Source organism: Agrobacterium vacciniicorymbosi, from assembly GCF_040427045.1.
In the GTDB taxonomy this organism is placed as follows: Bacteria; Pseudomonadota; Alphaproteobacteria; order Rhizobiales; family Rhizobiaceae; genus Agrobacterium.
The window spans coordinates 137815-160850 of record NZ_JBETMF010000009.1; the positions used below are offsets into that span (position 1 = coordinate 137815).

At 56.9% G+C, this 23036-nt stretch carries 19 protein-coding genes; 14 read left to right on the forward strand and 5 right to left on the reverse strand.

Annotated elements, in window-relative coordinates:
- Genes ftsW through murB form a run of 4 tightly spaced genes read left to right on the forward strand, consistent with a single transcriptional unit; the run spans position 1 to position 4680 of the window.
- A complete protein-coding gene (gene ftsW, locus ABUK73_RS15505; RefSeq protein WP_113087931.1) occupies positions 1 to 1155 on the forward strand; it encodes a putative lipid II flippase FtsW in 1155 nt (384 codons plus the stop codon).
- 5 nt (positions 1156 to 1160) lie between these two features.
- Positions 1161 to 2300 carry an undecaprenyldiphospho-muramoylpentapeptide beta-N-acetylglucosaminyltransferase gene (gene murG / locus ABUK73_RS15510; RefSeq protein WP_353578073.1) on the forward strand — a complete coding sequence of 380 codons (1140 nt, stop codon included), beginning with the start codon at positions 1161 to 1163 and terminating at the stop codon, positions 2298 to 2300.
- The gene (gene murC, locus ABUK73_RS15515) at positions 2297 to 3712 is read left to right on the forward strand and encodes a UDP-N-acetylmuramate--L-alanine ligase (protein WP_353578074.1); all 1416 of its coding nucleotides are present in this window, start codon (positions 2297 to 2299) and stop codon (positions 3710 to 3712) included. Before murG ends, murC begins: the two co-directional genes overlap by 4 nt.
- Complete coding sequence (murB, locus tag ABUK73_RS15520; RefSeq protein WP_353578075.1) at positions 3709 to 4680, forward strand: UDP-N-acetylmuramate dehydrogenase; 972 nt, start codon at positions 3709 to 3711, stop codon at positions 4678 to 4680. The genes murC and murB overlap by 4 nt, the downstream gene beginning before the upstream one ends.
- Before the next feature lie 421 nt (positions 4681 to 5101).
- Here the strand turns inward: murB and ABUK73_RS15525 are convergent, their stop codons facing one another.
- Positions 5102 to 6406: an MFS transporter gene (locus tag ABUK73_RS15525; protein WP_113087927.1), complete on the reverse strand. Its 1305-nt coding sequence runs from the start codon at positions 6404 to 6406 to the stop codon at positions 5102 to 5104.
- Between the two features lie 528 nt (positions 6407 to 6934).
- Between ABUK73_RS15525 and ABUK73_RS15530 the strand changes: the two genes are divergently transcribed.
- From ABUK73_RS15530 to lpxC, 5 genes are all read left to right on the forward strand, one after another.
- Positions 6935 to 7861, forward strand: coding sequence for a D-alanine--D-alanine ligase (locus ABUK73_RS15530; RefSeq protein ID WP_353578076.1), 927 nt, complete (start codon positions 6935 to 6937; stop codon positions 7859 to 7861).
- Entirely contained in the window at positions 7849 to 8778 is a 930-nt protein-coding gene (locus ABUK73_RS15535; protein WP_162727775.1) for a cell division protein FtsQ/DivIB, read from the forward strand. Before ABUK73_RS15530 ends, ABUK73_RS15535 begins: the two co-directional genes overlap by 13 nt.
- Positions 8775 to 10106: a cell division protein FtsA gene (gene ftsA / locus ABUK73_RS15540; RefSeq protein ID WP_113087924.1), complete on the forward strand. Its 1332-nt coding sequence runs from the start codon at positions 8775 to 8777 to the stop codon at positions 10104 to 10106. The genes ABUK73_RS15535 and ftsA overlap by 4 nt, the downstream gene beginning before the upstream one ends.
- Positions 10107 to 10196: 90 nt before the next feature.
- Positions 10197 to 11948, forward strand: a complete 1752-nt coding sequence (gene ftsZ, locus ABUK73_RS15545) for a cell division protein FtsZ (RefSeq protein WP_353578077.1) — start codon at positions 10197 to 10199, stop codon at positions 11946 to 11948.
- A gap of 286 nt (positions 11949 to 12234) precedes the next feature.
- Positions 12235 to 13194, forward strand: a complete 960-nt coding sequence (gene lpxC, locus ABUK73_RS15550; protein ID WP_113087922.1) for a UDP-3-O-acyl-N-acetylglucosamine deacetylase — start codon at positions 12235 to 12237, stop codon at positions 13192 to 13194.
- A 465-nt stretch (positions 13195 to 13659) separates the two neighbouring features.
- Here the strand turns inward: lpxC and ABUK73_RS15555 are convergent, their stop codons facing one another.
- Positions 13660 to 13926, reverse strand: coding sequence for a hypothetical protein (locus tag ABUK73_RS15555; RefSeq protein WP_353578078.1), 267 nt, complete (start codon positions 13924 to 13926; stop codon positions 13660 to 13662).
- 347 nt (positions 13927 to 14273) lie between these two features.
- On the opposite strand from ABUK73_RS15555, the gene ABUK73_RS15560 reads away from it, so the two are divergent.
- Entirely contained in the window at positions 14274 to 15140 is an 867-nt protein-coding gene (locus ABUK73_RS15560; protein WP_113087921.1) for an outer membrane protein assembly factor BamD, read from the forward strand.
- A 16-nt stretch (positions 15141 to 15156) separates the two neighbouring features.
- Entirely contained in the window at positions 15157 to 16830 is a 1674-nt protein-coding gene (recN, locus tag ABUK73_RS15565) for a DNA repair protein RecN (RefSeq protein WP_353578079.1), read from the forward strand.
- Here the strand turns inward: recN and ABUK73_RS15570 are convergent.
- Entirely contained in the window at positions 16827 to 17441 is a 615-nt protein-coding gene (locus ABUK73_RS15570; RefSeq protein WP_353578080.1) for a LysE family translocator, read from the reverse strand. The two genes, recN and ABUK73_RS15570, sit on opposite strands and share 4 nt — an antisense overlap.
- Before the next feature lie 114 nt (positions 17442 to 17555).
- Here ABUK73_RS15570 and ligA point away from each other — a divergent pair, with 114 nt between their 5' ends.
- Positions 17556 to 19988 (forward strand): NAD-dependent DNA ligase LigA, encoded by a 2433-nt coding sequence (ligA, locus tag ABUK73_RS15575; RefSeq protein WP_353578081.1) that lies wholly within the window; start codon positions 17556 to 17558, stop codon positions 19986 to 19988.
- 22 nt (positions 19989 to 20010) lie between these two features.
- Here ligA and ABUK73_RS15580 read toward each other — a convergent pair whose 3' ends face one another.
- Positions 20011 to 20616 (reverse strand): BRCT domain-containing protein, encoded by a 606-nt coding sequence (locus ABUK73_RS15580; RefSeq protein WP_353578082.1) that lies wholly within the window; start codon positions 20614 to 20616, stop codon positions 20011 to 20013.
- A 193-nt stretch (positions 20617 to 20809) separates the two neighbouring features.
- Positions 20810 to 21703 (reverse strand): DMT family transporter, encoded by an 894-nt coding sequence (locus tag ABUK73_RS15585; protein ID WP_353578148.1) that lies wholly within the window; start codon positions 21701 to 21703, stop codon positions 20810 to 20812.
- A 158-nt stretch (positions 21704 to 21861) separates the two neighbouring features.
- Here ABUK73_RS15585 and ABUK73_RS15590 point away from each other — a divergent pair, with 158 nt between their 5' ends.
- Both ABUK73_RS15590 and ABUK73_RS15595 read left to right on the forward strand, forming a co-directional pair.
- Positions 21862 to 22452, forward strand: coding sequence for a 3'-5' exonuclease (locus ABUK73_RS15590; protein WP_113087914.1), 591 nt, complete (start codon positions 21862 to 21864; stop codon positions 22450 to 22452).
- Between the two features lie 65 nt (positions 22453 to 22517).
- Positions 22518 to 23003 (forward strand): CreA family protein, encoded by a 486-nt coding sequence (locus ABUK73_RS15595; RefSeq protein WP_113087913.1) that lies wholly within the window; start codon positions 22518 to 22520, stop codon positions 23001 to 23003.
- Positions 23004 to 23036 lie beyond the last annotated feature (33 nt).

The window sequence follows — 23036 nt, forward strand, 5'->3', positions numbered from 1 at the left end:
ATGGTAAGCCGTATTGACCGTGGACCGGTCGCGGAATGGTTCTGGACCATCGACCGTTTCTTCCTTGCTGCTTTCATCACCTTGATGGGTATCGGGCTGATGCTGTCCTTTGCGGCGTCGCCCGCGGTGGCAGAGCGCATCGGCCTCAACAGCTTCTTCTTCGTCGAGCGTCAGGCCATGTTCATGGTGCCGTCTCTGGCCATCATGGTGGGGCTGTCGTTCCTGTCGCCACGTCAGGTGCGCCGTGTGGCGGTCATCATCCTCATTGCATCGCTGCTGATGATGATTTTTGCGCTGTTCTTCGGCATTGAGGTCAAGGGCGCGCGTCGCTGGATTTCCATCGGCAGCTTCTCCATTCAGCCGTCAGAATTCATGAAGCCCGCCTTCGTCATCGTCTGCGCATGGCTGTTTGCGGAGCGTGCGCGTCACCCTGAAATTCCCGGCAATCTCTTTGCCATCATCACCTTCGGCATCGTGGCAGCACTTCTCATCGCCCAGCCGGACTTCGGCCAGACCATTCTGACATCCGTCGTCTGGGGGGGCATGTTCTTCATGGCTGGCGTGCCGTGGTTCTGGATCATCATGTTGGGCGGTCTTGGTGTTGGCGGTATCGTGACGGCCTATCTAATGTTGCCGCACGTTGCCGGTCGTATCGACCGGTTCTGGACGGGTGAGGGTGACACGTTTCAGGTGGACACCGCCCGTGAAGCCATTATTCGCGGTAACTGGTTCGGCCAAGGCCCCGGCGAAGGCATCGTAAAGCGTATCATTCCCGATAGCCACACCGACTTCATCTTCTCCGTTGCGGCGGAGGAATTCGGTATTCTGTTCTGCATGCTGCTGGTTCTGATCTTCGCCTTCATCGTGCTGCGCGGTCTGGCGCATGCCTTCAAGGAAAAGGACGATTTCGTCCGTTTCGCCGTTGCCGGTCTGGTGCTTCAGCTCGGCGTGCAGTCGATGATCAACATCGGCGTCAATCTGGAACTCATGCCTGCCAAGGGCATGACCCTGCCGCTGATTTCCTATGGTGGTTCGTCTATGATGGCGATTTGTGTTACGGCTGGTTTCCTGCTGGCGCTGACCCGCCATCGCCCTGAAAAACGTGCGCAGGAGCGCAGTTTCTTCCGGGTCAATGCAGGCCTTCCTGCGGAGTAAAGACTATGAGCAAAGGCATCGTTCTGCTTGCCGCCGGGGGAACCGGCGGCCATGTGTTTCCGGCAGAGGCGCTGGCTTACGAGTTGAAGGCGCGCGGATATTCCGTGCATCTGGTAACCGATAGCCGTGCCGAACGCTACGCGGGCAAGTTTCCAGCCGATGAAATCCACGTCGTTCCATCGGCTACCATCGGCTCCAAGAACCCCATTTCGGTCGCCAAGGCGCTGCTGAAGCTGTGGACCGGACTTCGTGCTGCGCGTCGTCTGGTGACGAAGCTGAAGCCGGTGGCAGTTGTTGGTTTCGGTGGTTACCCCACCGTGCCGCCGCTTCTGGCCTCCACGGGTCTGGGCGTGCCATCGATCATCCATGAGCAGAATGCTGTTATGGGCCGTGCCAACAAGGCGCTAGCAAAGCGCGTCAAAGCAATCGCGGGCGGTTTTCTGCCTGAGACGCAAGGCCAATATGCCGACAAGACGGTGGCGACGGGTAACCCGGTTCGCCCTGCCGTGTTGTCTGCTGCCGATGTCGCCTATACGCCGTCCCATGCCGGTGAGCCGTTCCAGCTGGTCGTCTTCGGCGGAAGTCAAGGCGCGCAGTTTTTCTCCGGCGCCGTGCCTGCCGCCATCTGCCTGATGCCGAACGACATGCGCTCGCGCATTTCGGTGACGCAGCAGGCGCGTCCCGAAGACAAGGACAGCGTGATTGCGTCCTATACCAAGCTCGGCGTGAAGGCGGATATCTCGCCCTTCTTCGGCGATATGGCAGAACGCATCGCCGGGGCCGATCTCGTCATCAGCCGTTCGGGCGCATCGACCGTCTCGGAACTGTCCGTCATCGGGCGTCCATCCGTGCTGGTGCCTTATCCGCATGCGCTCGATCACGATCAGGCGGCGAATGCCGCAGCCCTTTCGGCAGCCGGTGGCGCAAGTGTCATCAAGCAGTCTGAACTGTCTCCACAAAAACTGTCGTCGCTGCTCAGCGACGCCATGAACGATCCTCAGCGGTTGGCAACGACGGCGGCGGCGGCGAAAGCGACCGGCAAGCCGGATGCGGCCCAGCGTCTGGCCGATCTGGTGGAGGCGATTGCCGCAGGGCAATCCGTTCAGCAATTCAAATTGAAGAATAAAGAAGGAGTGCATCCATGAAGATGCCGAAAGCCATAGGTCTCGTCCATTTCATCGGAATCGGTGGCATCGGCATGAGCGGCATTGCCGAAGTGCTTCACAACCTCGGCCACCGCGTTCAGGGCTCCGATCAGGCAGACAGCGCCAATGTGCAGCGTCTGCGTGACAAGGGCATCGAGGTCTTCGTCGGTCAGGCTGCGGAAAACCTTGGCGATGCCGAGGTCGTTGTCGTTTCCACGGCTATCAAGAAGAATAACCCGGAATTGGCGGCAGCGCGTGAAAAGCACCTGCCCATCGTTCGCCGTGCTGAAATGCTGGCCGAACTGATGCGCTTTCGTAATGCGATTGCCATTGGCGGTACGCATGGCAAGACGACGACGACCTCCATGGTCGCGACGTTGCTGGAAGCGGGCAATCTCGACCCGACCGTCATCAATGGCGGCATCATCAACGCTTACGGCACCAATGCCCGCATGGGTGAAGGCGAGTGGATGGTGGTGGAGGCCGACGAGTCCGACGGCACTTTCCTGAAGCTGCCTGCCGACGTCGCAGTCATCACCAATATCGACCCGGAGCATCTGGATCATTACGGCAATTTCGATGCCGTGCGCGCCGCGTTCCGCCAGTTTGTGGAAAATGTGCCCTTCTACGGCTTTGGCGTGCTGTGCATCGACCATCCCGAAGTGCAGACGCTGGTAGGCAAGATCGAGGACCGCAAGGTCATCACCTATGGCGAAAACCCGCAGGCCGATGTGCGCTTCTCGAATGTGCGTATCGACGGGACCAAGTCCATCTTCGACGTGGAAATCCGCCGTCGCCGCACGGGCAAGATTTTCACTTTCACCGATCTGGTGCTGCCGATGCCGGGCCGTCACAATGTGTCGAATGCCACGGCGGCGATTGCCGTTGCCAATCGTCTGGGCATTTCGGTCGAGGATATCAAGAAGGGGCTTGCCTCCTTCGGCGGCGTCAAGCGTCGCTTTACGCTGACGGGCGAATCCAACGGCGTGCAGGTGTTCGACGATTACGGCCACCACCCGGTCGAGATCAAGGCGGTGCTGAAGGCAGCGCGTGAGGCATGCAGCGGGCGCATTATCGCCGTGCATCAGCCGCACCGTTATTCGCGTCTTTCCAGCCTGTTTGAAGATTTTGCGCATTGTTTCAACGATGCCGACACAATTCTTCTTGCTCCGGTCTATGCGGCGGGTGAAGATGCAATCGACGGTGTGAACTCCGAAGCGCTCGTTTCTGCCACAAGGGCAGCGGGCCATCGGGATGCACGCCATCTGGCCTCCCGCGACGATCTGGCAAAGACCGTTGCGGCCATTGCGAATCCCGGTGATTTCGTGGTTCTCTTGGGGGCTGGTAATATTACGCAGTGGGCAGCAGTGCTGCCCTCGGAATTGGATAGCATTTCAGGAAAGTCTGCATGAGACAGGTGGATGGGGTAAAGTTGCTGGAAAGGCTCGGCGACGGAGTAAAGGAACTCAGAGGACGTTTGACGCCGGACAGTCCGATGGATCGCGTAACGTGGTTCAGGGCAGGTGGTCTGGCGGAACTGATGTTCCAGCCCCATGATACCGATGACCTCATCGCTTTCCTCAAAATCCTGCCGGAAGACGTGCCGTTGACGGTCGTCGGCGTCGGCTCCAACCTGTTGGTGCGTGACGGCGGTATTCCCGGTGTTGTCGTTCGCCTGTCCGCCAAGGGCTTCGGCCAAGTGGAACTGGCTGGCGAAAACCGCATCAAGGCTGGTGCCATCTGCCCGGACAAGCATATCTCCGCAATGGCGATGGACAATGGCATCGGCGGGTTCCATTTCTACTACGGCATTCCCGGCTCCATCGGTGGTGCGCTGCGCATGAATGCCGGTGCCAATGGCGGAGAAACGCGTGACCGCGTGGTGGAAGTCTACGCCGTGGACCGTCAGGGCAATCAACATGTCCTGTCCAACGCCGATATGGGCTACAGCTACCGTCATTCCGAAGCGTCCAAGGATCTGATCTTCACGGGTGCTCTGTTCGAAGGTCACCCGGAAGACCGGGCAAAAATCCGCGCCGACATGGATGCGGTCCGCCATCACCGCGAAACGGTTCAGCCGATCCGCGAACAGACCGGCGGCTCGACCTTCAAGAACCCCGAGGGTCATTCGGCCTGGAGCCTCATCGATGAGGCCGGCGGTCGCGGCATGGTCATCGGCGGCGCGCAGATGTCTTCGCTGCACTGCAACTTCATGATCAACACCGGCCACGCGACTGGCTATGATCTGGAATATCTGGGTGAAGCCGTGCGCAAGCGCGTGTTCGAACATGCGGGCATTCGCCTGGAATGGGAAATCAAACGGTTGGGGTTGTTCATGCCGGGCCGAGAAGTGGAGCCGTTTCTAGGACTTGCGCAGTGATGTCAGAGGTTGGCTCGGGAGGACAGGATCGTCGCAGGTATGATCTTATCTCGAACGAGCGCCGAAAATTGCTGGCTAATGCGCTAGATCGGCTTTCTACTGCGTTTCTCGCGATAGGTGTTGTGGGCCAAGTGTTGTCGCTAACACCGTCATCAGCAACTATGTTGAACGTTTCCGTGATGGCCGGTTGGATTTCAGGCGCTGTTATATTACATTTGATAGCAAGACGCGTCCTTGGAGGACTTAGGGTATGAATTCTCAGGAATTCTTTTGGTACGTTTTCCCATGGCTGGTGTCCGCTTCCGGTCTATGCTGGCTGGTATATGACAAGTACAGGCACCGTCAGCGATAAGAGCACCAAGACAATAAAAACCCGCGAAGCCAATGACTTCGCGGGCTTTTTTGTGTGTTTGATTCAGGCTTAGACTTCGTCTTTGCCGGAGAGCAGAATGCAAAGCAACGTGATGATGGCTGCAACGCAGAGGTAGTAGCCGACATAGCCCATGCCGTAGTTCACCTGCAGCCATGTGGCGATGTAGGGCGCGAGCGATGCGCCGAAGATGCCGGCCATGTTGAAGGTGATGGAGGAGCCGGTGTAGCGAACCGTCGTCGGGAAGGGGGCAGCAAGCGCCGTTCCGATGAGGCCGTAGGTCATGCCCATCAGTGCCATGGCGAGAGCTGCGAAGACGAAGATGGAGCCTTCGCCGCTGGTCATCAGGCTTGGCAACAGGAAGGAGAATGCACCGATCAACACTGTGGTGGCGATCAGGACTTCACGACGACCGAAGCGCTCTGCCAGCTTTCCAGCGATCGGAATAAAGATACCGAAGACGATGGAGCTGAGGATTTGGACTTCCAGCGCGTCGAGGAACGGAATTTTCAGAACCTTGACGTTGTAGGACAGCAGATAGGCCGTGCCGATGTAGAACAGCACGAAGGTTGCCAGCGCAACGAAGGTGCCGAGCGCCAGGCTGCGCTTGTGGTGGCGGAAGAGTTCAGCGACCGGAACGGCAACGCGCTCCTGCTTGTCGATGGCCTTCTGGAAGGCTGGCGTCTCAGTGATGGAAAGGCGAACCCACAGGCCGACGGCGATCAGGATGATCGACGCGACGAAGGGAATGCGCCAGCCCCAGCTGAGCAACGCTTCCTGCGACATGAGGTGCAGCAAGAGCCAGAACACGCCGGACGACAGGAAGAGACCGAGAGGTGCGCCCAGCTGCGGGAACATGCCGTACCAGCTGCGCTTGCCGGGGGGAGCATTTTCCGTTGCCAGAAGCACGGCGCCACCCCATTCACCACCAAGACCGAAGCCCTGACCGAAACGGCACAGCGCCAGAAGCAGTGGCGCGAGAACGCCAGCGGTTTCATAAGACGGCAGCAGGCCGATGATAACGGTAGAGACACCCATGGTCAGAAGGGCTGCGACGAGCGTCGTCTTGCGGCCCACGCGGTCGCCGTAATGGCCGAACACCACGGCACCCAGCGGGCGGGCGAAGAAGGCGATGGAGAAGGTGGCAAAGGATGCAAGAAGCGCCGTCATCGGATCATTGTTCGGGAAGAACAATGTCGGGAACACGAGCACTGCGGCAGTCGCGTAGACATAGAAATCGAAGAATTCGATGGTCGTGCCGACCACGCTGGCAGTAAGAACTCGTGCAGGCGAATTTGTCTTTACATCGTTCGGATTTGCAGCGGTCGGCGATACCTTGGATATCGCGTCGGTCATGATTTTGGTTCCGTTGTTAAGTAACACTTATCACTCTTGGAAGAGATTGTGCTGCGTTAACGCAATTTTCAGTCCTTTGGAACGCCTTGAACGCAATATTTTATAAAAAAGAGCGAATATACGCAGCTGAAATCATCATCGAGCTCTAGTCCGAATTTCTTCGGCACGTCTTAAATGCGTAAGACCAGTTGCTGAGCCTGTCCCAAAATTGGTTGGGGAAAAGCCTCTGTCGTTAACGAATCGATCTTGCTTTTACGGGTGCGGCTTTGCGTCCGTGCAACGATTTTATTTCGCTCCGTTGAAATTCTGAATCTTGCATTGGCTCCAACTCTCTGATTCCAAGGGAGGAATTCGTGGTTCGAGTGATTCTTTAAGAAAAATCACTCAGGCGGCGTCTCCGGTTAACGAAAGTAAACGCTTCATTAACCTTAATGACGCTTAAGTGTTTCCTACGAAGCGGGCGAGAGAATCGCGGGACAGATGAGTTCCAGTGATCTCGCTTGAGTGATTTTGGTGTCAGAGGTTTTCATGGGCGGCAAGCACGTAGCTGTTCTTATGGGTGGGTTTTCTTCAGAGCGGCCAGTCAGCCTCTCATCGGGAGAGGCTTGCGCATCGGCGCTGGAGGGCGAGGGCTATCAGGTCACGCGTCTCGACGTGGACCGTGATGTCGCTGCTACGCTTGCCAAGCTTCGCCCGGATGTAGCCTTCAATGCGCTGCACGGCCCCTATGGCGAAGATGGTACGATCCAAGGCATCCTCGAATATCTCGAAATTCCCTATACGCATTCCGGCGTGCTGGCGTCCTCTTTGGCGATGAATAAGTCGCTGGCCAAGAAGATTGCTGCGACCGTTGGCATCCCTGTTGCTGCTGAGAAACTGATGGGCCGTTTCGATATCGGCAATCAACATCCTATGGAGCCACCCTATGTTGTGAAGCCCGTGCGTGAGGGCTCCAGCTTCGGCGTCGTTCTCGTCGAGGAAGATCAGTCGCATCCGCCGCAGGTGCTTGGCTCTTCGGAGTGGCGCTATGGCGATGATGTCATGGTCGAGCGTTATATCCATGGTCGCGAGTTCACCTGTGGGGTGATGGATGGCGAGGCTTTGGGTGTGACGGAGGTGGTGCCACTCGGTCACACATTTTACGATTACGATGCGAAATACGCCAAGGGTGGCTCAAAGCATGTCATTCCCGCGGAAATTTCACCGAAAATTTACCAAAAAATCCAATCATTGGCGGTTATGGCGCATCAGGTGATTGGCTGCCGTGGCGTGAGCCGTTCCGACTTCCGCTACGACGATCGTTTCTCCGAAGATGGCGAGCTTATCTGGCTTGAGGTTAACACTCAGCCGGGCATGACGCCAACCTCCCTCGTGCCCGAAATGGCAGCTCATGCGGGCCGCTCCTTTGGCGAGCTTGTCCGATGGATGGTGGAGGACGCTTCGTGTTCGCGGTAAACGGCAAAAAGTCGGCGGTTAAAAAACGCGAGCAGTTCGCTTCGGCTTCGGTCGATGAGCGGATGGTGCTGCCACGTCCTTTGCGCAAGAGCTTCCGCTTCGTCGTATCGCTTGCCACGGGTCGCATTCACATTCCTGCCCATACGGGTACGCTTGCCACGATTGCTTTCTTCTCGTCGATTGGCCTCTACGGCATGTCGCTGGGTGGCCATACGGATTTGGTAACGCAGGCAACGACATCTGCTGCCGGTTTTGCCATCGAAGACGTCAAAGTGTCCGGCAACATTCAGACGTCCGAAATCGACGTGTTCCAGCTTTTGGGGCTTGACGGTGCAACGTCGCTGATCGCGCTCGATGTGAATGCTGCGCGCAAGAAGCTGACTGAGCTGCCTTGGGTCGAAGATGTCGACGTTCGCAAGATCTATCCTAAGACCATCGAGGTGCGTCTCAAGGAGCGTCAGGCCTTCGGTATCTGGCAGCATGGTTCTGAACTGTCGCTGATCGAAAAAAGCGGCAGCGTCATCGCGCCGCTGCGCGACAACAAATATGCCGGTCTGCCGCTGTTCGTCGGGCGCGATGCTGAGACGGGTGCTGCTGGCTTCGTGGATGAGTTGGCCGACTGGCCGGAAATCCGCAACCGCGTGCGCGCCTATGTCCGCATTGCTGGACGTCGCTGGGATTTGCATCTGGACAACGGCATCGTGGTCAAGCTGCCGGAAGAAAACGTGCCGAAGGCGCTGCAACTGCTGTCGCGCATGGACATGGAAGAAAAGGTTTTGTCGCGTGATGTTGCGGCGGTCGATCTGCGTCTGCCGGATCGCACCACCGTTCAATTGACTGAAGGTGCTGCAGAGCGTCGTCAGAAGGCGGTCGAAGCCCGGTCGAAGGCACTCAAGGCTGCGGAGAAGAACACATGAGCTTTTTTGGTTCTTCCCATTTCGGTCTTCCGCGCTTGAAGCCTTTGTCTTCCAAGCGCAGCCATGTGGTCTCGGTTCTCGATATCGGCTCCACCAAAGTTGTTTGCATGATCGGTCGTCTGACGCCGCGTCAGGAAACCGAAGTTCTGCCGGGTCGCACCCACAAGGTTGAGATCATCGGTATCGGGCATCAGCGTTCGCGCGGCGTCAAATCCGGCGTGATTGCCGATCTGGATGCGCTTGAAGGCGTGATTCGTTTGGCCGTGGATGCTGCAGAGCGCATGGCCGGGCTGACCGTCGATAGCCTGATCGTGAATGTCTCTGCCGGTCGTCTGGCCAGCGACATCTACACTGCCAGCATCGATCTGGGTGGTCAGGAAGTCGAATCGGGCGATCTGCGCAAGGTTCTGATTGCGGCCAGCCAGCAGTCGCTGCGGCAGGATCGTGCCATTCTGCACTCGCTGCCAACCGGCTACTCGCTGGATGGCGAACGTGGCATTCGCGACCCGCTGTCCATGTATGGCGACATGCTGGGCGTGGACATGCACGTCGTGACTGCCGAGCGCACGGCGCTGAAGAATTTGGAATTGTGCATCAACCGCGCTCACCTGTCGGTCGAAGGCATTGTTGCGACCCCTTATGCCAGCGGTCTTGCGGCACTGGTGGATGATGAAGTCGAGCTTGGGTGCGCGGCCATCGATATGGGCGGCGGCACAACGACGATTTCGGTTTTCGCCGAAGGACGTCTGGTTCACACCGATGCCATCGGCCTTGGCGGACACCACGTCACCACCGATCTGGCGCGCGGCCTGTCCACCCGTATCGAAGATGCGGAGCGTCTGAAGGTCGTGCATGGTTCGGCGCTGGCCAACGGTTCCGACGACCGTGACATGATTGCCGTTCCGCCAATCGGCGAAGACGACCGCGACCAGCCTTCGCAGGTGTCGCGCGCTCTCGTCAGCCGCATTGTTCGGGCGCGCATCGAAGAGACATTGGAACTGATCCGCGACCGCATCCAGAAATCGGGTTTTTCCCCGATTGTCGGCAAGCGCGTGGTTCTGACGGGTGGTGCAAGCCAGTTGACCGGTCTGCCGGAAACGGCGCGGCGCATTCTGGCCCGTAACGTCCGAATCGGCCGCCCCATGGGCGTGTCCGGTCTGCCGGTCGCGGCCAAAGGCCCGGCCTTTTCGACAGCCTGCGGGCTGATGATTTATCCGCAGATCGCGGACATCGAAATCCATGCGGCGCAGAGCGGAATGTTCTCGCCGTTCGGAACGGGTAGTGGCCGGATTGCCCGGGTAGGGCAGTGGCTGAAGGAAAGTTTCTGATCCTCTGTCTAGAGTTTCGGCAGAGGACCGAGTGAAGTTGATACAAATTGACCGCGGGGCGATGCGGCCAGAAAAAGAAGGAATGTTAAAATGACGATACAGCTGCAAAAGCCGGATATCACCGAGCTGAAGCCACGCATCACTGTTTTCGGCGTTGGCGGTGGCGGCGGTAATGCTGTCAACAACATGATCACGGCAGGCCTCCAGGGCGTCGATTTCGTCGTCGCCAACACGGATGCGCAGGCACTGACGATGACGAAGGCCGACCGGGTCATCCAGCTCGGCGTCAACGTCACCGAAGGTCTGGGCGCCGGTTCGCAGCCGGAAGTCGGTCGCGCTGCTGCCGAAGAGTGCATCGATGAAATCATCGACCACCTGAACGGCACGCATATGTGCTTCGTCACTGCCGGCATGGGCGGTGGTACCGGTACCGGTGCTGCTCCTGTCGTAGCACAGGCTGCCCGCAACAAGGGCATTCTGACGGTTGGCGTCGTGACCAAGCCTTTCCACTTCGAAGGCGGTCGCCGCATGCGTCTGGCCGAGCAGGGCATCGAAGAGCTTCAGAAGTCCGTCGATACGCTGATCGTCATTCCAAACCAGAACCTGTTCCGTATTGCCAACGACAAGACGACCTTTGCCGATGCCTTCGCGATGGCTGACCAGGTTCTCTATTCCGGCGTTGCCTGCATTACCGATCTGATGGTGAAGGAAGGTCTTATCAACCTCGACTTCGCTGACGTTCGCTCCGTAATGCGCGAAATGGGCCGTGCGATGATGGGTACCGGCGAGGCTTCCGGCCAGGGCCGTGCAATGCAGGCTGCGGAAGCAGCGATTGCAAACCCGCTGCTGGACGAAACATCGATGAAGGGCGCACAGGGCCTGCTGATCTCCATCACCGGTGGTCGCGATATGACCCTGTTCGAAGTCGACGAAGCCGCGACACGTATTCGCGAAGAAGTCGATCCGGATGCGAACATCATCCTCGGCGCAACATTCGATGAAGCTCTCGAAGGCCTCATCCGCGTGTCCGTCGTTGCTACCGGCATCGACCGCGTTCCCGGCCAGATGGAACAGAACATCGCAGAAATGCGTGCTGCTGCCGCTGCAAAGCCGCTTATCCGTCCTTCCGCGGCCGTTGCTTCTGCTCCGGCCGCAGCTCAGCCTGCTCCAGTCATGCAGGCACCAAAAGTAGACCCGATTGCCCAGACCATTCGTTCGGCTGAAGTCGAAATGGAACGGGAACTGGCACTGGCAGCTGCCGAACAGCAGCTCCGTCAGGCCCAGGCAGAAGCCGAATTCCGTCCTCAGAGCAAGTTGTTCGCATCTGCTCCAGCGGAAGCACCGGTTGCTGCTCGCCCCGCAGCACCGGTGCACACCGCCCCGGCGCCTGCCTACCATGCACCGGAACAGGTGGCAGCACCTGCACCGCGCATGCAGCAGGCCCCGGCGCCGGTTTACCATGAGCCCGCTCCAGTCGCCCGTGCGCCTGAGCCGGTCCGCATGCCGAAGGTCGAGGATTTCCCTCCAGTCGTTAAGGCTGAGATGGATCACCGCGCCCACCCGGCCTCTGCCGTTCCGGACGAGCGTGGCCCAATGGGTCTTCTGAAGCGCATCACCAACTCGCTCGGTCGCCGTGATGAGGAAGAAACTGTTCCTTCCGACATGATGGATGCGCCAAGCATGGCTCCACAGCAGCGTCGCCCGCTGTCTCAGGAAGCCAGCCTCTACGCTCCGCGTCGTGGCAATCTGGACGATCATGGCCGTCAGACGCAGTCTTCCGCCAGCCAGCATGACGACGATCAGCTCGAAATTCCGGCCTTCCTGCGCCGCCAGTCGAACTGATCAGGCAGCTGATCTTGTGATTCTTCACCATGTGGTACCCGGGTTCGAAAGAGCCCGGGTATTGCTGTTTCATGACAGTTCGCACGCGCCGGTTACATTAGGTTTTTCAAAGCTTTGAGTCTGTTACAAAGCGAAATCAACAGTGATTTGAGATAGCCATCCACAGTGCGTATGTATGACGATGAGACGAGAATATAACGCGGTTTCACCGGTGCTTATTCCCCTCGGTAGACATTTGGATCGCGCCGGTATAGCAGGCAGGTCCGCACGAAAAGGCTTTATTCGCATGACCATCGGACTGCTCGGTTTCCAGACAACAATCGCCAATCCTGTTCAGCTCAAGGGCATTGGCGTGCATTCGGGCAACCCGGTGTCCATGACGTTCCAGCCTGCGGAAGCGGGCACGGGTATCGTTTTCAGCCGCCAATATGAAGATGGCAGCGCGGTCGAACTCAAGGCCGTTTCCTCCAATGTTGGCAACACTGATCTCTGCACCGTCATCGGTCGTTCGCTGCCGCAGTCCATCGCAACCGTCGAACATGTCATGGCTGGCATCTACGCCATGGGCATCGACAACCTCATCGTTGAGGTCGATGGTCCTGAAGTTCCGATCATGGATGGCAGCTCGATGCCCTTCATCGAAGCCATCGAATCAGTCGGCATCGTGAACCTAGGCGTGAAGCGCCGCTACATTCGCGTTATCAAGCCTGTGCGCATTGAAGCCGGTGCTTCATGGGCCGAGTTCCGCCCGTATGACGGCACGCGCTTCGAAGTCGAGATCGATTTCGACACGCCATTGATCGGCCGCCAGGTATGGAAGGGTGATCTGACTGCCGAAACCTTCAAGAATCAGCTGTCGCGCGCCCGTACCTTCGGCTTCATGCGTGATGTCGAGCGCCTTTGGGCTGCCGGTTACGCGCTGGGTTCGTCGCTTGAAAATTCCGTCGTCATTTCCGACGACCACACGGTCATCAACATGGAAGGCCTGCGTTACGAGAAGGACGAGTTCGTCCGTCACAAGACGCTGGATGCCGTTGGCGATCTGGCTCTTGCAGGCGCGCAGTTCATCGGTTGCTACCGTTCCTATCGCGGTGGCCACAAGGTCAATGCCAATGCGCTGAAGGCTCTGCTGAACGATCCTTCGGCCTATGAAATCGTCGAAGCTCCGGCAGCACGCCATCCCGTCGTTCGCGCCCGTGAGTTCGTAGCCATCCAGCAGACAGAGTTTGCTCCCTGGTCTGCCTGATGAAAAGTTAAAATACAAAAAGCCGTCCTATTGGGCGGCTTTTTGTATTTTTTATTGCTGTCGATAATCAACCGGAAATCAAGTCGAAAGAAGCGGGACAGCTTTGTATTCAGGGCTGGAGTGGTTTGGTTTGATCAACTGTGCGCTCGGTCTCAACTCGCAGGGCGTTTTCAATTCGCTCCCCAAGGGACCACCAGACGATACCGAAACATATCGGGATCAAAACGACTGCGCAGGCAAGAGCGCCTTTGATCCAGCTGGCATTTGATTCTATAGTGCGAAGACGCCCGTCAACGTCGTTAACCGTTCGATCAATGTTACTTAACTGACTTTCAATTCGACCGAGCGAATGCTGCATCTCAAAAAGAATTTGAGTGCTGTACATACCCATGTCTGAAACTCTGGGATTCACCTCAGGAAACTCGCTAGGTGGTGTATCTTTCCCTTGATCTGTTGAGGGAGGGTTCAATTGTCGCCCTCCGACTTTGTTTTTATCCAGTCCCACAGATCAGTTGCTGCTCTGCCGTAGTAACTTGCCATCTTGAAGACGATGCCTGAGCCGTTCTCCCCACCCGTAATTCTCAATGTATCAGACAGCTCTTTTGCCGTCATATTCGCAGATATAATCCATTCATCTACGTCGGCTTGATAATGGTCATGCGGGAAGGAGGCCTCTATCGCGGCCTTAACAGCTTGTGGATTAGTTACCCGAAATACTACGAAAATGCTCATGTCAGCTTTCAGAACATACTAAGAAACTGGTGTCAAACTTGTACGCTAAACCGGATATGTAAATAGTATGTTTGTTCCCCGTTGCAATCGGATAGGCACACCGACGTCACTGTGGTCCCGTTTTATGTGCTAACACATTCCATGAGGGACGCCTCGAGTTGCTTTTCTTTTTCGCAGCGAGCCTTCCAACATGTGATTTGGTACACATTAATGCGCGTAATGCGAAACCATGCCATAAAAATGCGTTATTGCGTCATCATTGCGTTGCCCTGCGGACGCTTTTATGGCTAGAAACGCCACTGGAAAAGCCGATGTTCTGTATTGACGCAGGAAGTGGGAACTGACGAATGAAGCGTGTAGTGTCTGGTGCGATGAATGGAACGGTGCGGGGCGTGCTCGTATCGCTTATGCTGATTGGCGCCGGAACGCTGGTAACTGCTTGCCAGTCCGACCCTGACATCGACATCACCAAGCTTGGCGTCGAGACCGATCCGCCGGATGTTCTCTACAAACAGGGCCTTGCCAACATGAATGCCGGCAACATGACCGAAGCCGGTCGTAAGTTCTCGGCCATCGACAAGCAATATCCGTTCACGGACTGGGGCCAGAAGGCGCTGGTCATGAACACCTTCATTGCGACCCGACAGAACAAGAACGATGTGGCCATCGCTTCCGGTACACGCTTCCTCAAGCAGTATCCGCGTGCCAAGGACGCCGCTTACGTTCAGTACATGATCGGTCTTGCTTACTCCAAGCAGATTGCCGACGTGACGCAGGACCAGCGCGCCGCGCAGCGTACCATCGAAGCGATGAACAAGGTCGTCACCGATTATCCTGATTCGGAATATGTGCCCGATGCGCAGGCGAAAATCCGTTTCGCGCGTGACCAGCTGGCCGGACGTGAAATGCAAGTCGGTCGTTATTACCTTGAGCGCAAGGAATATCTGGCTGCCGTTTCGCGCTTCCGCATCGTGGTGGAGCAGTATCAGAACACCAACCAGATCGAAGAAGCTCTGGCCCGTCTGACGGAATCCTATTACGCCATGGGTCTGGCGGATGAAGCCCAGACGGCAGCGGCTGTTCTCGGCAACAACTATCCTGACAGCCAGTGGTACGACGATTCCTTCAAGCTCCTGAAGGGGCAGGGGCTTGCGCCTCGTGAAAACAAGGAATCCTGGATTTCCCGTGCCGGTAAAAAACTGGTGGGAGCCTAAGGACAGAGCCTAAGCCATGCTGGTCCAGCTATCGATCCGCGATATCGTTCTGATCGAACGGCTCGACCTTGGGTTCGAGGCCGGCCTTTCCGTGCTGACCGGCGAAACGGGCGCCGGTAAATCCATTCTTCTCGACAGTCTGTCGCTGGCGCTCGGTGGGCGCGGTGATGGCGGACTTGTGCGCCACGGCGAAGACAAGGGGCAGGTGACGGCCACTTTCGAAGTTGGCATGCAGCATCCCGCCCGCCTGATGCTTCGGGAAAACGGCCTCGATGATGACGGTGATCTGATTTTCCGCCGCGTTCAATCTGCCGATGGCCGCACCAAGGCCTATGTCAATGATCAGGCTGTTTCCGTTCAATTGATGCGCCAGCTTGGCCAGCACATGGTCGAAATCCATGGCCAGCATGATGACCGCGCACTGGTCGATACGAATGCTCACCGCACCCTTCTGGACGCTTTTGCCGGTCTGACTGACGACGTCATATCCGTTCAGTCGCTTTACCGCATCTGGAAGGATGCCGAGCGCGGCCTGAAAGTGCACCGCGCCAAGGTGGAGGCTGCTGCCCGCGAGGCTGATTATCTGCGGGCATCCGTCGAAGAGCTCGAAATTCTGTCGCCACGCGATGGTGAAGAGGACGAGCTGGCGGAACGCCGCGGCGTGATGCAGAAATCCGAGCGGATTGCCGGTGATATCGGTGAGGCAAGCGAGTTCCTCAACGGTAACTCATCGCCTGTTCCGATGATCGCTTCCATGATGCGCCGTCTGGAGCGCAAGAGCCATGAAGCGCCCGGTCTGTTGGAGGAAACCGTTCAGCTGCTGGATGCCGCACTTGAAAGCTTGTCCAACGCGCAGATGGAAGTCGAAGCCGCGCTTCGCCGCACCGAGTTCGATCCGCGTGAGCTTGAGCGGGTTGAGGAGCGTCTGTTTGCCCTGCGTGCCGCTGGCCGCAAATATTCCGTTCCCGTCACCGAGCTTCCGGCGCTGGCCGAGCGTATGGTCGCTGATCTCGCTGATCTCGATGCTGGTGAGGAAAAGCTGGCCCAACTGGACAAGCATTTGATTGTCGTAAAGGCGGATTTCGACCGGGCGGCCCAGTCGCTTTCCGAAAAACGCCACAACGCAGCCTCGGCTCTGTCCGAAGCTGTGATGGCCGAGCTTCCGGCCTTGAAGCTGGAGCGCGCGCGCTTCACCGTGGAAGTCACCAGTGATGCCTCTTCCGGCACCGCGGATGGCATCGATATCGTCGAGTTCCACGTTCAGACCAACCCCGGCACACGCCCCGGCCCAATCATGAAAGTGGCGTCGGGCGGCGAGCTTTCGCGCTTCCTGCTGGCGCTGAAGGTGGCTCTGGCGGACCGTGGCTCCGCACCCACGCTGGTCTTCGATGAAATCGACACCGGCGTTGGTGGTGCCGTGGCAGATGCCATTGGCCAGCGGCTGAAGCGCCTTTCGAAAACCGTTCAGGTTCTCTCCGTAACCCACGCCCCGCAGGTCGCTGCCCGCGCTGCTACGCATCTGCTCATCTCCAAGGGCCCATCCGGCGACGGAACAGAGCGCATAGCCACTCGCGTCGCCACCATGCAGCCCGAACACCGCACCGAAGAAATCGCCCGCATGCTGGCAGGCGCTTCGGTCACGGATGAGGCGAGGGCTGCCGCTGCCAAGCTGCTGGCAGCGCAGGACTAACGGCTGACGGCCACCGCAACGCCCGAACCAATCATCACGCCACCTGCTGTGCGGTTGACCCGACGCACGATTTTCTCCGAGCGCAGCAGGCTGCGGGCGCGCACGGCCAGCGCGACGTGGCCGCCGATGACGATGGCTTCTACGCAGAGAATAACGCCAGCCAGCGTGGCCAGATGATCGACCGTCAACGAGGCTCCAACCACGTTTGGCAGCAAGGCCACATAGAACAGTGGCATTTTGGGATTGCCGAGATTGAGGGCCATGCCGGTGGCGAAGATCGACAGCAGGCTGCCGCGTGCTTTCACCGCTTGCAGCTCCGGCACGACCGGGTCCGCCGTCCATAATTTGATACCCATCCAGACCAGATAGGCCGCGCCCGCATATCGCAGGACCGTCATCAACGTTCCCATTTCTGCTGCGAGTATGGACAGGCCAAAGGCGGCGAGCGTGAGGAATACGAGAATGCCCGCCACGGTGCCTGCGCCATAGGCAAGACCGGATGCCGCGCCGTGGGTAATGGTGCGTGCGACGATGGTCATATTATCCGGGCCGGGGCTGGCTGCAAAAACGAAGAAGGCGGCGGCGAATGCGATGAGTGTCATCATGTCCATGGTCGTGTCCCCGTTGCTGCTCGCTCCCGGAAATCAGATTACGCGAAAGCTTGGCGTTGAAAAGTGGGCAGGCTGCGTTAAAAACAAATTCGATTCCTGCACGAGGCCTGCCCAATGTCCCAAGATCAAATTCCGGTGGAAAAACTGTCCGAGCTTGAGGCGTCTGCCGAGCTTGCCTTTCTGGCGGCGGAGCTTGCCCGGCATGATGCGCTGTATCACGGCAAGGATGCACCAGAGGTCTCGGACGCCGAATATGACGCGCTGAAGCGTCGCAATGATGCCATCGAGGCGGCATTTCCTGATCTCATGCGGGCGGACAGTCCTTCCAAGAAAGTCGGCTTCGCGCCACTGCCTACGTTTGCGCCCATCGTTCATGCGCGGCCCATGCTGTCGCTCGACAACACGTTTTCGGATGAGGACGTCAGCGATTTCGTGGCGTCCGTCTATCGCTTCCTCGGCAACATGCCCGACGATTCGATTGCCTTTACCGCAGAGCCGAAGATCGATGGCCTTTCCATGTCGATCCGTTACGAGAACGGCAGGCTGAAGACCGCCGCCACACGTGGCGATGGCACGACGGGCGAGAACGTGACCGCCAACATCATGACCATCAAGGAAATTCCGAACGATCTGCCAAAGGGCGTGCCTGATGTGGTGGAGGTGCGTGGTGAGGTCTATATGGCCAAGAGCGACTTTCTGGCGCTGAACGCGCAGATGGAAGCCGAGGGAAAGCAGACCTACGTCAACCCGCGCAACACGGCCTCCGGCTCGCTGCGGCAGCTGGATGCGAATGTAACGGCCAAGCGTAAGCTGCGTTTCTTCGCCTATGCGTTGGGTGAGGTATCCAATGGCGGTCAGCCGACGCGCCTTGCCGATACGCAATACGGCATCGTTGAGAAGTTTCGGGAATGGGGCTTCCCGGTGAACCCCTTCATGAAGCGATTCACCTCCGGTCAGCAACTGATTGAACATTATCAGGAAATCGGCATCGCGAGGCCTGATCTCGATTACGATATCGATGGTGTGGTCTATAAGGTAGACCGGCTGGATTTGCAGGAGCGCCTCGGCTTCCGCTCTCGCAGCCCACGCTGGGCAACGGCGCACAAGTTCCCGGCGGAACAGGCGTTCACGACCGTCGAAAAGATCGATATTCAGGTTGGGCGAACAGGCGCGATGACCCCGGTGGCTCGGCTGAAGGCAGTCACAGTCGGAGGTGTCGTTGTGACAAACGCGACACTGCACAATGCGGATTACATCGAAGGCTTAGGAAGTAAGGGCGAGCGCATCCGACCAGAGGGACACGATATTCGCGTTGGTGATACCGTCATAGTGCAGCGCGCTGGCGACGTAATTCCTCAAGTGCTGGATGTACTGCTAGACAAACGCTCACAAGATTCTAAGCGTTATGAATTTCCCAAAACGTGCCCAGAATGCGGCAGTCATGCCGTGCGGGAAGACGGGGAATCGGTCTGGCGATGCACTGGTGGTTTGATTTGCTCAGCCCAACAGATCGAAAGGCTTCGCCACTTTGTCTCTCGAACTGCTTTCGATATTGAAGGTTTTGGGGATCAATATGTTGAGCTCTTTTATAACTCCGAACTAGTCAAAACCCCTGCTGATATATTTCGCCTTCATCTAAATGCTGATCGCGTCAAATCGATAATTTTGGAATACCGGAAGCAGCTTCAGTCGCAGCGCGATGAGCGAGCAGGAAAACAGCGAAAGAAGGTGCCGGCTGATGACGCTAGATCGTTTGAAGGTGTTGAAAAGCTTTTTTTATCGATAGACAATAGTCGCAGGGTTTCTTTTGACAGATTTTTGTTTGCGCTAGGCATACGTAATATCGGTGAAATCACGGCAAAAGCGTTAGCCAAACATTATCGCGCTCCGACAACGCTGATTGATGCGGTAGTGTACGCATCCATAGGTCGCCCAAGCGAGCATTGGTTAGCGTTGTACTCAATTGATCGAATTGGTGACGGCGCTGTCAAAACGCTTTTAGCGTCAGTCGGTCCCGATGCGCCAGTGGGTTACTCGTTATCGCCCAATAGTTGGCTTTCGGCGGTTAAGATCAATAAAACGCAGAAACAAAGATTGTTGGAGCAGTTCCATACTCCCGAAAAAATCTTTGATTTCGTCTCCACCGCTCACGGTGGAGCTCCTACCGGAGCTTACAAAGAGCTTGTTGAACTGGCAGATGTTGGGACCGTAGCTACCAACTCGTTGATCGATTTTTTTACTGAAAATCACAATATTTCAGCTGTGACTGATTTGTTGTTACACCTTGATGTCTTCTTTGATGAGCCTGTGAGCACAAGTAGTGATATTTCAGGGAAAACGGTTGTGTTTACTGGCAATTTGGAGAAGATGACGCGTAACGAAGCTAAAGCCACAGCCGAACGACTTGGCGCGCGTGTTTCAGGATCAGTTTCTGGGAAAACTGATATGGTCGTTGTTGGATCGGGAGCGGGCTCGAAGCTCGCTGATGCACAAAAACATGGCGTAAAAATACTTACAGAGGACGAATGGCTCACGCTAATCCAATGAGCCTTAACTTTTCGGTGGTAGACTACAGATATTTGATCCAATGCTCCTCCGAGACGATGGCTATGGAGTGCCCATTATCTCGTAGTTCAGATGCCTGAACTATTTTGTTCCCAAATGAAGAGTGTTTCCAGGATTCCGTAGCATAGACACCGATTACTAGAATGTTAGTTTTTCGGGTCAAGTTGCCTGTGGATGCTCCACGCTCTACGACTGCAGCCTCGCAGTGCTTTCTCTGGCCGAAGTTAAATGTACCGGTGAAACAATAGTTTTGACCTAAGAATGTAAGGTCTGGCGCCGGAGAACATAAGGGTAGTGTCGTTGATTTGAGGATTTCTCCTAACTCAAAATCATTGTTAGCAAAGCGTCTAAGAGTTTCTAGAAGTGCTGACATCTCCGCTTGATCGACGTGACCATCCGCTAAAATATCAGTTACACGCCTATAGAGCGTTCCAATCAGCGGATTGTCGCTGAGCACTTCATTTGCTGCCAGCCATCTTTGTAAAAACTCGACCTCTTGCTGATTTATAGCGCCGTCCGCAATGAGGCCACGTGCAAGACCAATTAATTCGTCAACCTGTCGGCTAGACAGCCGGTCGTTCGAAATTCTAACTAATTTATCTGGATTCATATACTTAACCCCAAAATTCCCCTTTCATATGAAATCAAAAATACAAGCAAAAGTCGAGTTGAAACTTAACCGATAGCGCTGTGCTACCTCTTGAAAACGCTACTTAACAGCAACCTGCTGCCAGAAAAGGCAACAAGCTGATCAAACGATTATATGACGCCAGTAAAGAATTTTAAGATCACAACGAATACGATTAGGCCACCCGGCATCGAAACACCCGCCCATCAATCGCCACCAGTCCAGCTGCAATCATCGCCATGCCAATCAGATGTTTTGCTTCCAGCTGTTCGCCCAGCACCAGAGAGCCCAGCAGAATGGCGCTGACGGGGATGAGAAAGGTCACCAGCGCGAGGTTGGTGGCACCGGCTGAGGAGAGGATGCGGAAGAAGATGAGGTAGGCGAGCGCCGTGGACAGAAGCGCGACGCCGAGCAGGGCGGCCCAGACCTCGCCGCTTGGCATGGAGAGCGTCCATGGCTGGTCGATGATGAGGGCGAGGGGAATGAGCATGATGGTGGATGCCGAGATCTGCCCGGTTGCGGTGACCAACGGTGGCACGCCCATCGCTTTGAAGCGGCGGCCGAAGATTCCGGCGAAGGCGTAGGAAATGGCCGCGCCGAGAATGGCGAGCTGGCCCCAGAGGCTGGAGCTTTCGCCTGTCAGTGCCGAAGGGCCGATCATGGTGGCGACACCGGCAAAGCCGATGACGATGCCTGCAAGCTTGTTGATGGTCAGCTTTTCATCAGTGGTTAGCATGTGCGCCACAATAACGGTGAAGAGCGGCGTGGTGGCGTTGAGAATCGAGGCAACGCCGCTGGCGATGTGGGTCTGGCCCCAGACGATGAGGCAGAAGGGGATGATGTTGTTGAGCAAGCCCATGCCGAAAAAGGGGCGCAACACCTGTGGCGATTTGGGCATGGCATAGCCCATGATGCGGCAGACGGTGAGTAGGGCCAGCGCGGCGATGGATACTCGCAGCGTGACGATGGTCACTGGCGGCAGTTCCTTGACGGCGATGCCGACGAAAAAGAACGATCCGCCCCACAGGACCGAAAGGATGCAAAGCAGCGACCATTCGGTCGCATTCATCTGTTTATGCACGGCCACGTTTGATTTCCCCTCACAACATCGATCCCTGCTTTTGCTGTAATCCTGGCTGTGGCGCTTGACCACCCGATTCCTGTGAGGCGGTTCATTTTCACGACGGTTTGCTTTATGCCGTGCGAAGAGCAAACGGGAATCACTCCTTGAAGACCATCGCCATCGATTTCGAGACCGCCAATGAAGAGCGTGGCAGCGCCTGCTCCGTCGGTCTCGCGTGGATCGAGGATGGACGGATCGTGCGGGTGGAGGAGCGGTTGATCCGGCCCAAGGAGATGCGGTTTTCGTCTTTCAATGTCGCCATTCACGGTATCAAGCCGCACGATGTAGAAGATGCGCCGGAATTCCCCGAGGTGATGGACGAGTTTGCCGATGACCTGCGTGACTCAACGATGATCGCGCATAATGCGGCTTTCGATTTCAGCGTCATGCGGGCGAGTTTCGACAAGTATCGACAGAGCTATCCGCAGCTGTCCTATTTTTGCAGCGTGAAGATGTCGCAACGCGTCTGGCCGTCGCTACCATCACACAAGCTCAATATCATCGCCCATCATCTGCAACTGCGCTTCGTGCACCACAATGCCGCGGAAGATGCTGTTGTCTGTGCGGCGGCGTCTATTGCTGCGGCCAAAGCGCTTGCCGTCGAGCACATTCATCACATACCCGAAAAGATCGGCATGGTGACTGGACGGCTGCACGCCACCGGCTATGCGCCCTGCACCATGAGAAAACGCTGACATCATGCCTTGTTGTACGCCTGCGCAGACCTATCTCTATGGCAGTTCATGTGAGGGTTTGGGTTATGGCTAAAGCGTTTCGTTCCTTGGTTATTGCAGGTCTTGCACTGTTGCCTGTCGCCGCTGTTGCGCAGGTGGTGGGCAAGGTGGGTGTCGACTGGACCGGTAATGATATCGTTGTCGAGGCAATCGCCGACCCGCAGGTCAAGGGTGTGACGTGCCACGTTACCTATTTCGACCGTGGTGTGATCGACCGGCTGAAGAACGGCAACTGGTTTGAAGACCCATCCAACAATGCCATTTCCTGCAGCCAGACCGGTCCTGTGGAAGTTGGCGATATCGATCTTGGCAAGGAGGGCGAGGAAGTCTTCCGGCAGGGCATGTCGCTGGTGTGGAAAAAGATGGTCGTCAACCGCATCTATGACAAGGCGAATGATACGCTGATCTACCTCGTCCACACGCGCGAGCTGACGGATGGTTCGGCCAAGATGGCGATTTCGACGGTGCCGCTTTATGGGCAGACAGTGACGTGGACGAAGGGCAAGCCTTGATGGGGCCAAACATTATGCCGTCATCCTCGGGCT